The organism is Brevibacterium permense (assembly GCF_025506275.1).
GTDB classification, from domain to species: domain Bacteria; phylum Actinomycetota; class Actinomycetes; order Actinomycetales; family Brevibacteriaceae; genus Brevibacterium; species Brevibacterium permense_A.
The window spans coordinates 188,674-200,520 of the sequence record NZ_QYCP01000096.1 but is presented as its reverse complement, the minus strand read 5'-3'; the positions used below and the strand labels follow the sequence as shown (position 1 = coordinate 200,520).

The 11,847-nt window shown below is 59.1% G+C and carries 8 protein-coding genes; 2 read left to right on the top strand and 6 right to left on the bottom strand.

Annotated elements, in window-relative coordinates; translation table 11 throughout:
• Window positions 1–36 precede the first annotated feature (36 nt).
• Window positions 37–2,673, top strand: a complete 2,637-nt coding sequence (locus tag D3I60_RS18570; protein WP_262778375.1) for a polysaccharide pyruvyl transferase family protein — start codon at window positions 37–39, stop codon at window positions 2,671–2,673.
• 183 nt (window positions 2,674–2,856) lie between these two features.
• Here the strand turns inward: D3I60_RS18570 and D3I60_RS18565 are convergent, their stop codons facing one another.
• From D3I60_RS18565 to D3I60_RS18545, 5 genes are all read right to left on the bottom strand, one after another.
• Window positions 2,857–4,977 (bottom strand): acyltransferase family protein, encoded by a 2,121-nt coding sequence (locus D3I60_RS18565; RefSeq protein WP_262778373.1) that lies wholly within the window; start codon window positions 4,975–4,977, stop codon window positions 2,857–2,859.
• A 163-nt stretch (window positions 4,978–5,140) separates the two neighbouring features.
• Window positions 5,141–6,064: a glycosyltransferase family 2 protein gene (locus D3I60_RS18560; protein ID WP_262778371.1), complete on the bottom strand. Its 924-nt coding sequence runs from the start codon at window positions 6,062–6,064 to the stop codon at window positions 5,141–5,143.
• Window positions 6,061–6,891, bottom strand: a complete 831-nt coding sequence (locus D3I60_RS18555) for a CDP-alcohol phosphatidyltransferase family protein (RefSeq protein ID WP_262778369.1) — start codon at window positions 6,889–6,891, stop codon at window positions 6,061–6,063. The genes D3I60_RS18560 and D3I60_RS18555 overlap by 4 nt, the downstream gene beginning before the upstream one ends.
• Window positions 6,892–6,955: 64 nt before the next feature.
• On the bottom strand, window positions 6,956–7,345 hold the full coding sequence (gene tagD, locus D3I60_RS18550) for a glycerol-3-phosphate cytidylyltransferase (RefSeq protein ID WP_039206950.1): 390 nt from the start codon (window positions 7,343–7,345) through the stop codon (window positions 6,956–6,958).
• A gap of 103 nt (window positions 7,346–7,448) precedes the next feature.
• A complete protein-coding gene (locus D3I60_RS18545) occupies window positions 7,449–8,717 on the bottom strand; it encodes a CDP-glycerol glycerophosphotransferase family protein (RefSeq protein ID WP_262778366.1) in 1,269 nt (422 codons plus the stop codon).
• A 134-nt stretch (window positions 8,718–8,851) separates the two neighbouring features.
• Here D3I60_RS18545 and D3I60_RS18540 point away from each other — a divergent pair, with 134 nt between their 5' ends.
• Window positions 8,852–9,982, top strand: coding sequence for a magnesium and cobalt transport protein CorA (locus D3I60_RS18540; RefSeq protein ID WP_262778364.1), 1,131 nt, complete (start codon window positions 8,852–8,854; stop codon window positions 9,980–9,982).
• On the opposite strand, the gene D3I60_RS19245 is transcribed toward D3I60_RS18540, so the two are convergent.
• Window positions 9,966–11,828, bottom strand: a complete 1,863-nt coding sequence (locus tag D3I60_RS19245) for a glycosyltransferase (RefSeq protein ID WP_262778363.1) — start codon at window positions 11,826–11,828, stop codon at window positions 9,966–9,968. The genes D3I60_RS18540 and D3I60_RS19245 overlap by 17 nt on opposite strands.
• Between the last annotated feature and the right edge of the window lie 19 nt (window positions 11,829–11,847).

Sequence of the window (11,847 nt, the reverse complement as noted above, 5' to 3'; positions counted from 1 at the left end):
GAAACACGAGGAGGCATCTTGTCATCGTTTGGCTCCGTGACGAGAAAAGTCATTAATCAGGGCAAACAGTCGTTGAAGCCTGTGCTTCGACCCATGGCGCAGCGAGTTCAGCCGCTGGTCGACAAGGCGGCGGGGAAGCCCCAAGGTTCCTCAGCAGGGCCCAAATCCTCCAAGTCCGCTTCGACGGCAACGGCCAAGGCAACTGCCGCAGCATACATTCAGATCGCCAAAAAGGTCTCTCCTTCTTACTCTGAGAAGCCGAACGGTCTCACTACTGCCCCCAGCCGTCAAGAGCAGAATCGAAATCTCAAGAACGTCCGCCGTCTCCAATCCGAGTCTCAGATCTTCGATGGACTGGTGGCCGGCAGAGGGCTGAGCGAATCTGTCATCGATTCAGTGCGCGAAATGCTCGCCGCCGGTGAGACTTCAAGAGTGACTTCCATGGCCTACCGACTGAAGGCCGAGCACGCTGACAGTCAGTTGGATCAGTTCGTTCTGGGAATGCTGCTTCTCAGCACATCATCAACCGAAAACGCTTGGGCTGAATTTTCGAAGACCAGCGACCCTGTGCTTCGTGCCGCGGCTGCGACCGAGTACTACTCAGCTGCAGTCAGTGAGATCGGCGCACAGATGCAGCCGACGCTGATGAGCGATATTGAGAACGGACACGTTCAATCGTGGACCGACAAGTCGATTCTCAAGGTGGCACAGTTTGCCTTCACCGCTGGGCTCAATGACGAAGTCCGCCAGTTGATCGAACATGGCCTGGGCAGACCGTCGGACCGGATGAGCAATGACGTTGCCGCCGAGTTGCGACGTCTTTCGTTGTGGCTGCCGAAAGGCCCCAAGCGTTCGCTGCCATCCATGAGCGGAAAGACTCGTCCGTTCGGCATCATCGGGTACGACCAGCCCAGCGCTCGTTCGCGAAACGTCGGTGACTACATCCAGACTCTGGCGTCCATCGGGCATCTTGCCCGACAGACCGATATCGAAGTCACGGGCGACTCGGACATCGTGAAGTTCTTCGATGACGTGCGCAAGCACGTCAAACCCGAACGCGTGATCGGCGGTAATCGGGGCAAGCTCGAGCTCTTCGAATTGGAACGAGACGCCAACGTCTACCAAGACCTCCCGGATGAATCGTGGGCTGTCGTGTTCGGATGGTTCATGCACGAAACATTCGGCAAGAAGTTCAACATTCCGTTCCACGAGAATCTTCGACCGATTCTCATTTCCGTCTACATCCGGCATCCTGAGATGCTTACTCCGGAGGCGATCGACTACCTCAAGAAGTATGCCCCGGTCGGTTGCCGCGATTGGCAGAGCGTGGCACTGCTTCGATCTGTCGGAGTACCCGCGTTCTTCTCAGGCTGCATGACGACGACTGTCGATACTCTCTTCCCTGAACCTCAACCTGACACACGTCGCGGAACAATACGCATCGATTGGAAGGGCGGAGGATCGGGACCGTCTCGAACTCAGGCTTTCAACGAAGTTCGCGACCTGTCCCTTGTGGACAATCTGAAGCTGGCGAAGGAATGGGTCGACAGCTACGCCTACGACTACTCGGAAGTGTATACGTCACGACTGCACGCCTATCTGCCCGCTCGCTCGGTCGGCGCCAAGGTGAAGTTCGTCCCGGGGAACAAGTCGGACTGGAGATTCGGCGGACTGATCGATATCGACGACACGGCTTATGAAGCAATCCGTCAGGGCATCCTCGACAAGCTGGGCGTCATAATTCCGCTGATCGCCGATGGTGCAGATGAAGAAACCATCTACCGCACTTGGCGTGAAATCACTGCCGACGACATGGCACGAGCAGACGAGTACCTCTCTCAAGCTGCGCTCCCGGTGGCGAGCAGCTCTCGCATCAACACGGCTCTCTCTCAGGTCAAAGTCGATGTGCCCACAGATTCCGACTCGGTCGCAATCTTCATCGATGCCAAACAGGGCGAGTTCGACCTCCTCCCCCAACTCGTCGAGTCGATTGACAGGAATGCCGGCAACCGGTTCACGATCTTCGGCTGGGCACCGGCATTCGAGGGCCATATGTCCAACGGTGTTTTCAAGGATCTGAAGAACGGCTCGATTCAGCTCATCCGGCCCGTCTCTCGGACGAAGCCCCACGCTGATGAGGTGAAAGCACTCCTGCCTGCACTTCTTGAGACAGTGGACCGTCTCATTGTTGTGCCGGCTGCGGCCCGCGTCGATGATGATCTTACAAAGCTTGCATCTATTGAGATCGCAGCTAGCGATTTTCTCGCGGCCAAAGATGATGATCGAGGCGCCCGAACGAATGGGCTGACGCTTCTCCGGACGTTCGCACGACGGCTCAGGGACGAACACAGCAAGTCGTTGCAGTTCCTGTTCGCCTCTCAGAAGCGGCAGTTCCGGCCGTTCAGCGCTGACGTCATGGTTCTTGATGGGGAGAAGGCACGCAGGGACGAATTGCCTGCGGCAACGCTTGGAGTCATGGACGAATACGGTTATAACTATGAGGACGCGATGCAGATCGTCGTCGCCCACGCGCGGACGCCGTTGTCGAGGCAGTGGAACGCTCGACCTCAGTTCGAAGCTGTTGACGAAGCAGCTCTGCTCAACTGGCGGGGACAGCCGAAGCCCGGCGGCCGTCAGTATGCCCCGCTGGCTGACGCTACAGCTCGCAGCTGAGGCGAGCAACAGTCACGTCGGACAATGATCAATGGGGTCCATCTCAGGTGGAACTGAGCTGGACCCCATTGTCAATCAAAGGACATCACTTCGTATGATCCACCCGACAGCGGCGACCATGACGTTGTGGTGGTGAACGGTCGGATCCTGAACACCGCTGGATAGAGTTCTCGCAGACGGAGCCTAGCCGAATGTCGTCAGTTCGGTCTTCCGCAGAGCCTTCGAGAATTGCGGCGCAAGCGTCTGGGCGTAGGTCGCGGTGATATGAGCGGTATCGAAGTAGGTGATGACTCCGCCGATGACCGGCTCGCATCGTCCGTCCGGACAGAACCAGTCCTGGGGGTAGATGACCGACAGATTCTTCGAATCAATTGTCCTCGCCGAGGCGGCAAGGGGATCCATCCAGTGCCATGACTCCGGTGTTCCGGAGCACTGCTCGAGGTCGTCTTCATGCTTGGCAACACAATCCGGCACGGTGACATCGGCCCCGCCCGGGTATGGGGTGTCCCGAATGACCACGACGTCCAAATCTGCATCGACCCAGCGCTGCAGGATCTCACGATGCCCTTCAGGTGCCTTCTTCTCGGTTTCTTCCCAATCCATGCCTTCCAGCGGAGTGGATTGCCGCTCCGACGTGATCACTGCGTCGAAGCCGCCTTCGGTCGTTCTCTTCGAGACCCAGTCGGCGTAGTCCTGGCACCCCTTGGTTTCGTCCGGCGTCGACAGGTCCTGAGGAAGGGTCGAAATGCTGCAGTTCGAGGCGAGGAACGTCGTGATCGTCAGATCATGCTCGTCGGCCAAGCGCTCGAGCGTCGGCAGCCAATGACCGGCATGCGAATTTCCGACGAGTGCGACATGCTTCGACCCGTCTCCATAGGTGCATTCCGGTTTGCTCGCATACGGTGCGCTGGCCCAACAGCCATCAGCATAGGCCTTGGACTTGTCCTTTTTCGCCGCAGCGGGTTCCATCTGCAGCGAGTCTTTGTCTTCGCAGTTGGGATTGTCCTTGGCGCTGGGAAGGAGGATCCCTGCACCAAGGCAGGAATCGGGGTCGTCCAGTTGGGCCTGCAGCTTGTCTTCATTCTCTTCGACAATAGTGTTGGCGACGACCATCTGGCTGAACCCGAGTGCAGCGACCAACGCCATGGCAAGTGCCGCAAACGCGAAGGTCTTCTTTGAACTGCTGAAGAACGAAGATCTGCGGAATCGGTTCTCTACCCAGGTCGTCGAAGCCCATGCGGCAATGATCGAGGCCAAGATGATGGCGATATTGTCCAGGACGCCGAGGCTCTCCGAGCGTCCGAGCTTGGCTGAGAGGTATGGCACGAGAACAATGAGGGGCCAATGCCAGAGATAGACGGAATACGAGATATCTCCGAGGAACCGGATCGGCCGCAGCGACAGCAGCGGAAGCACTGATGCCCGGCCCCGGGAATCGGCAAGGATGACGAGCGCCGTTGACACTACCGGAACCAGCGCGATGGAGCCGGGGAACGGCATGTCTGCGCGGATGAGGAAGGTGGCTGCCACAATTCCGGCGAGGCCTATCCAGCCGAGCAGAGAGCTGAACGGGAGGCGCTTTGGTCGAACGTAGAGAACGAAGACGGCAACCAGCCCGCCCGCGGCCAGTTCCCACATCCTGGTCGGGGTGATGAAGTAGGCCATCGCGGGTTCGGCAGCCGTGTACCAGATAGAGAAGACGAGCGAAGCGAGAAAGATTCCGAGGACGGTGAAACCGACGATCTTCTTGGACTGGCCGAACTTGGTCCCTACGAGGAACGCCAAACCGATGATCATCGGCCAGACGAAATAGAACTGTTCTTCGACGGACAGCGACCAGAAATGTTGGACCGGCGACGGAGCATTGTCCGCAGCCAGATAGTCGACGCTGGATACGGCGAAGTCCCAGTTGACGACGTAGAGCCCTGCGGAGAGGATCTGGCGTCCGGTATCGGCCCAGATCGATTGTGGAGCAACCAAGAAGGTTGCGATGCCGACGAGGAAGAGGACGAGCAGCGATGCTGGAAGCAGCCGCCGGACCCGTCGTGCCCAGAACTTTGCCACATCGCCCCAACTCTGTGGAGGGGACTTGATGAGGTGGCTGGTGATCAGGAACCCGGAGATGACGAAGAATACGTCGACACCGACGAACCCGCCGACGAATCGATCGGGCCACAGGTGATAGAGCAGAACGATTCCCACGGCCAGAGCGCGCAGCCCTTGGATATCGGAACGGAATCCCGAGGGTTTGGGCGCGCTCGACCTCTGTGGGGAGTTTTCAGCGACGGGGGCTGTCGACTGCATCAATCGGCTCCACTCAGTTTCTCAGTCGGTTGGTTCGGACCCGACTGCGGTCCCTGTCATTACTCGTTCCGGTCGTACGCGGCAGACAGTATGCTCTCCGGGGGACTCCCCCGGTCTGGTTCCTGCTGCTATGACGCGCACCGTTCGCCTTGGCGGCGTGAAGTTACACGATCGGCGGCCTGCCATGCCGAGACATTCGAAGCACACCTCTTCTTGACAGCTTCTGCCGGTCTTCATCTTGACCCCATGGGTCGAGGCGCCATCCGGCGCGCCACCCTTCCATCCAGGCTTTGAGCTGATGCGGCTTGTTGGCCCACTTGATGAATTGCATCAACGTCCAGGAGCCCACGTATGCCCAGCTGAACGGCCACGGCAGATTGCGCCGCGCCAACCAGACTCGATTCCTCGCGTTCATGTAGAAGTATTCGTCGTGGCGTCTCGGGTCGATCACCGGGTGGGCGACGGCGAGGTCGCCCATATACCAGACGATGTAGCCGGCGTCCCAAACCCTCCAAGCGAGTTCGATGCCCTCGTGTGCATACCAGAATGGTGCCGGCCATCCGCCGCATTCGTCGAAGGCGCGACGCTGCATGCAGACTGCGCCTTCCCACACTGAGAACACGTTCGATGAGTGGTCGGCGCTTCCCTTCTTGAGTCTGGGAATCCACCGTTTCGGCGCATCCGGCCCACCTGGCTCCTCGACCCTCGGCTGGATCAGTCCGATCTGCGGCTTTGTGCGCATCAGTTGGGCCATCCGCATCAGCGAAGTGTCATCCGGCAGCCACGCGTCATCGTCGAGGAAGAACAGAAATTCGCCATCGACGTGAGGAACGCCTGCATTGCGACCGGCAGGGATTCCGAGGTTCTCCGGCAGCCCCAACTTCTTGACTTGGTCCGGTATGCCTTCTGGCTCCCAACCGTTTCCCACGCAGACGATGTCGAGATCGACGCCCTTCTGCGCCAGCAGTGACTCGAATCCGCGGTTGAGATCGTCCAGTCGCTTGCCTTGGCTGAGAACGACAACGCCGAAGGTGTAGCGTTTGCTGTCTTCGAAGCGCTGGGAAAGAATCCGTGATGATTCGCTCATGACAGCCTCCTTGATGCCATGATCGACATGAAGTGTCCGATGACTGAAAGCAGGCACAGCGGAGCCATGATGATGACGAGCCACCGTTCGCCGAACAGTGGTTCGGCGCCCGCCGATACGGCTATCGCGGTGACGATGCTCGAGGCCAATGCCATCAGAGACATCTCAACGGAGTGGAAGATGCGGTGGAAAGGCACGAACCGAGCGATTCGCTTGAGGGTGGAGATGACTCCCGGGTTCAGTGCTGTGGCTTCTTTCGAGTCCGCGAGCTTGTCGAGTCCGTTGAACGCGCGGGAAACATGAACCATATCGTTGAGCGCTTTGTTGAGAAGCACCAATCCGGCGAGGACGGTTCCTGCCAGCAGGAACGGATATGTGCCGGCCGGGTCTTCGATCAGGCTGTTCCATTCGCCCACGGCTCGCACTCCGAGCGCGACCGCGACCAGACCTTCGGTCGTGTAGTGGCCGACCTTGTCGAGGAACACGCCTTTTGCTCCGCTGGTTCCCCGCCACCGCGCGACCTCACCGTCACAGCAGTCGATGTACATCTGCACCTGGGAGAAGAGGACGGCAAGTACCGCACCCCAGATGCCCGGAATCAGCAGGCTGAATGCGATGCACCAACCGGCCAGGATCATCAGGCCGGTGACTCCGTTGGCGGTGATCTTCGTACGCACGAGAAGCATCGTGAAATAGATCGAGATATGCCGTAGGTAGAGCTGCGCCGTCCAGTGCTCGGCGTTCTTCCGACTGCGGACTTCCGGAGGCTGTGCCTTGGCCCGAAGCTCCGACAGCGTCGGATGGTTCGCCGAAGACTTTTCGGGCACGTCCGTTCCTCTCAGATCCATGATGGTGTCCAGTCACGATAGCGCGAAGCCCGCGCCGTCACGGTCAGGACTTGCCCAGCTCGCTCTTGATCCGCGTCGTCGAGATCTCAGGAGTGCGCGGCAGATAGACGACCTCGCACTTGTCCTTGAGGAAGTCGAACTCCCCTTCCCAATCGTCGCCCATGACAAAGGTGTCGATATGGTATTTCTCGACGTCGGTCGACTTCTGCTCCCAATTGTCTTCAGGAATGACGAGGTCGACATAGCGGATGGCTTCGAGCATGTGCTTGCGCTCTTCGTAGGAGAAGTACGACTTCTTTCCCTTGCCAGCGTTGAATTCATCGCTCGACAGAGCGACGACCAGGTAGTCTCCCTGCTCTTTGCACCGTTGGAGCAGTCGAATGTGCCCGTAATGGAGCAGGTCGAATGTTCCGTAAGTGATGACTCGTTTCATGGCTGATTCCGTTCAGAGGTCGAAGCTCACCTCGTGAGCCGCAGATTTAGTTCCGCGTTAGTTTATCATTCTGTTACTTAAAGTTTAGAAAACGTCACACGGGTCACTCAGCACGCTTTACGCGACGTTCGTCCGTCCGAATCCTGATCACACGTTCGCTCGACTGAATGAAGCGAGCGGTCTGCTCACCAGCCGCGGTATCACCTAAGTAGAACTGCGCCAGTTCAGAGACCAAGCCGCATCGCGAGATGGCTTCGTCGATGAGGTCGACGACACTTTCCCCGCTCATCGAGTCGACGGCAGGGCAGCGATCGAGGAGTCCTCCTTCGAGCACTTCGGCGTCTGGTCCGTGCGGCTTGACCATCACGAGGGGTTTTCCGGAGGCAAGCCAGTCGAAGGCGACCGACGTCATCTCGACCACGGCGAGGTCGGCCTCGTCCAATTGCCACGATACGTCTGGACTCTTGTCGAGGAATCCCCGCGGATCGGATTCGACGATCTCCGCCACGTCTTCGACAGCCTTCTCGAATTCGTGGCACATCACACCGGTGCGCGGGTGCGGGCGGAAGATCACTCGGTATCCGGCTTCCAGCAGCGAAGTGACGATCTGTGTTCCGTTGTAGGCGATGGTGCCGTACGCCATTGACGGGGAATCACCCTCCCACGTCGGGGCGTAGAAGACCGCCTTGCCGTCAGGGTGTTCGGCTTCGAACTCTTTCCATTCGGGCGGGATCGATCGCGGACGATCCAGCTGGGGCCGCCCCACATCGAACATGCGATCGTCGCTCATGCCGTACAGAGTCTGCTCGATTCGCTCTCGGGCCGCCTGACCTGCGGTGAATACGTAGTCGTAGCCCTTGAGCTGGTTGGAGATCATTGAGATCTTCTCGCTCTCACCGTGGCTGAGGTGCACATGAGCCGGTTCGGGATAGCGGAGGGCCTGAAAGTTGCTTGTCCCCTGGTTGACATAGAACACTGCCCGCAGACTCGGTGCCTGCATGAACTCGTCCAGTCCCTTCGTCAGGCGTGAGAAGCGGACAGGAAACGAGGTGACGCCCTTGAGATGTCTGGCGACGAGTGAATTCCGGACGATGATGCCGAAGGGACGGTCCCCGAAGCCGAGGTCTTTCAGTCGGGACTCGAGCTGTTCGAACGGCCACAGCCACTGTTCGAGCTGGTAGACAGAGCTGAGGTCCCCGGCAAAGTACGCTGCCGCAACGAATGCGTCGTCGTCCTGAGGATGGAAGTCATCAGATAGCCGAGATTCACGAACACGCTCACGCAGTCTCTGCGCGGCGAGCTTGGCCACTGACTGCGCGAACGAGGCACCACGAACTGCGGTGTGCGGCAATTCTGCCGGTAGGAAGGTCATGGAGACTATTGTGCATGCCTATCTGTGCTCCCCCTGAATACGCCTCCGTTCCAGGTGAACGGATGTCCGATCGACAATCGACTCTTTCATCGACAATCGGCTATTTTTGGGTGAGATTCTGCGAAAGGGAGTACATGTCACCTGAAAGTCGGCAGCGGTTCGAACGGTCGTCTCTGCGGAAGCGTCCTTCGACCACGCCCCACGACAACGTCGCTCGGGAGACCACGCTGTTCAGCCGGCAGATCATCAACAGCGAACCCCAGGAGCTGACAACTGCGTCGACCTTCAGCGACGCATTGGCCGCGCATACTTCGGAGGGCAGACCGACAGAAACGACCGGGTCGATCACTCAGGTGGTTATTCCGCGATCGACTCCCGAGCTCCTCAACGAGATCGCCTCTGCGTGGGATCTCCATCCGGTTCTCATCGACGACCTATTTCATGCGAATCAACGGGCGAAGGTCGAACGCTACGACGATGTCCTCTTCGTCGTTCTGAAATCAGCGGTCTACATCGACGCGAAAGAGGAAGTCGAGTTCAACGAGTTCCACCTTCTCATGAAGGATGATGTGCTCGTCATCATCTGTCAGGGAGACCGCTTCATCGACGGAACACCGATTCCGGCGGACACCAGCGGAGTCCAGGAGTACTTCACGAACGAGAAGCGCAGCTGGGCGAAAGACCGCGAACTTCTCACGCTCGGGCCGGAAGCGCTCATGTACCGCCTGCTCGACACCGTGGTCGACGGGTACTTCCCTGTTCTCGATGGACTGCAGGACGACAAGGACGGGATCGAGAGACAGGTCTTCAGCGGGGACACTGCCGCTGCCGAGCGCATCTATCTCCTCAGTCAAGAAGTCATCGATGTCCTTCACAACTCCACCCACCTCAATCGGCTGACGCAGGCGCTCGGCAACGGCGCCGCCAAGTACGCGATTCCTGACGACCTTCGCGCCTACCTCGATGACGTAACAGATCACCTCACCAGAGTCCTTGCCGAAGCCGGAGAACTGCGCGAGGCCCTGTCGCAGATCCTCAACGTCAATTCCACGCTGGTCGCCCAAAGACAGAACGAGGACATGAAGAAGATCTCCGGATGGGCGGCGATCCTCTTCGCCCCCACCCTCGTCGGAGCGATCTACGGAATGAACTTCGACGATATGCCCGAACTCCATTGGGCCTTCGGCTATCCGATGGCGCTGGGGCTCATGCTCGGGCTGGGAGTCGTTCTCTACATCGTCTTCCGGGTCAAGAAGTGGATGTGAGGCCGGTTCGGATGAAGCGACCGCTGAGATTTCCGTGCTTGGTCGAATAGAGATGCAGCGCAGCCGACGACGAGAGGGCTGAGTCCTCGCTGCAGGCTAAGCGCACTCTTTCGAATCCTCGCCCGAAAACGAGGTCGAGGGAGAAGTCGACATACTCGTCTGTGATGGGTTCAATCCGAGAGAACGGAATATCGGCCGTGACCAGCTCCTTGCTGGCGTGGGCTTCGACTCGCCCATAGAAGGTCCCAGTTCGCGACTTCCACGAGATGAACATCTGCTTGGGCGTGCTTCCTCCGAGATCAGAGAGGCTCAGAGTGATGGAGACTCCATCGGCAGTCACTTCGGCAGTTCGAACTTCTGCCCGCGCGTTCTCGGCACGGATGATCGGAACAAACGACTGAGCCGCCAGCACCTCTCCCCACCGTCGGACGATGGGATCGTGGAAGAAGTCTGCTGCCCGGGCGACGGCGTTTCGGCGCATCCTCGAGACCTCGTCCTCGGGCAGAGACAGGAATGTCGAGATCGCGGCGGCCAGTCCGTCGACGTCGCCGGGTGCGACGAGGAATCCATCGGTCCCGTGCTCGATGATGTCTGCGGGTCCGTAGTCCACCGCATAGCAGATGGGGATGCACCCCGCCGACATGCTTTCCAGCACCACGAGCCCTTGACCTTCGAAGCGGCTCGTCAGGAGGCTGAATGAGCTGGAGAGGAAGTTCGACTTCGCTCCATCCACGTGGCCGTGGAGCGTGACTCGGCCGGCTGCCTTCCCGCTCTCGATGAGCTCGCTGAGCATCGGCCGGTCGTCGCCGTCCCCATACACGTCAAGCGTCACCTGCTGACCATCGGCCACAACGCTTGCAACGGCGCCGATTGCGTCCTCCACGCGTTTCTGCGGTGACAGACGAGCAACCATGGAACCTCTGCTGCGAGGCCGTGGTCGGTCCGGATCTCCGTGCAGATCGTCCGTCAGATTCGACACCGTCGCAAGCTTTCCGGCCGACAGGTCCAGTCCTTCCATGGCGACTCGCTGCGAATCGGTGAGCGTCGTCGCCAGATCGAACCCGTCCAGTTGACGGAGGTAGCCGAACTTGTCGTCAGCCAACGCACCGGTGGGCTCATCATTGGCATCAGCAAGAAAGTGATTGTGGTTGACCATGCAGAGAATGACGTTGTCGCGCCGGTACTCATGAATGAAATTGCCGACAAAGGCAGAGTCGCAGATGAGGTAGGAGGGCTTGTCTCCGATGACGACGTCGAGCCACGCCTGATAGAACTCTCGCGCCGTTGACCATTGCGCGATGACCGTCTGTTCGCGGTCGAACAGTGTGATCCGACGACCGCCTCGGCGACCGGGCTTCTTCATATCCTGGCGATCGATGACAAGCAGATGCCCTCGATCGTGGTATCTGTCGGCCTGGAGCAGACTGTCCTCGGAATCGTTCCTCTGTTCAGTCCATTCCTGACCGGTCCGCGTGATGACATCATCGGCTGCTGTCGGATCGGGGTCGACCGTGCCGACCATCCTGCGCAGCTTTCGGTCAGACCAGGAGGTGAGGTCCTGCCACAGATTGCGGACTTTCACCTTACGATCGATTGACCCCGCGGCCCGAAGCTCGCGTTCCCGATCCCGGCCCTTCATCTCCGGGCTCAGAGTCAGAATCTCAACGCGCCGATTGTCGAGCCGAGCGAAGGCGGAGCTCCGTTCCAGCGCGACCGTGGTCATGCCGCCGTAGTCGTAGCCGATGGTCCACGTCAGAGTGAAGTGGCTGCCTTCGGGAAGGAGGCCGCGATGAGGGAATCGGTGGGGATGGGACTGTCTTAGGGATGTTTCGGGGATGCTGTTCACTACAGAAATATAGGCCGAC

Bases quoted from the DNA above. Each gene is read 5' to 3' on its own strand.
- D3I60_RS18565 (WP_262778373.1), bottom strand. From the start codon at position 4,977: ATGCAGTCGACAGCCCCCGTCGCTGAAAACTCCCCACAGAGGTCGAGC.
- D3I60_RS18560 (WP_262778371.1), bottom strand. From the start codon at position 6,064: ATGAGCGAATCATCACGGATTCTTTCCCAGCGCTTCGAAGACAGCAAA.
- tagD (WP_039206950.1), bottom strand. From the start codon at position 7,345: ATGAAACGAGTCATCACTTACGGAACATTCGACCTGCTCCATTACGGG.
- D3I60_RS18545 (WP_262778366.1), bottom strand. From the start codon at position 8,717: ATGACCTTCCTACCGGCAGAATTGCCGCACACCGCAGTTCGTGGTGCC.
- D3I60_RS18540 (WP_262778364.1), top strand. From the start codon at position 8,852: ATGTCACCTGAAAGTCGGCAGCGGTTCGAACGGTCGTCTCTGCGGAAG.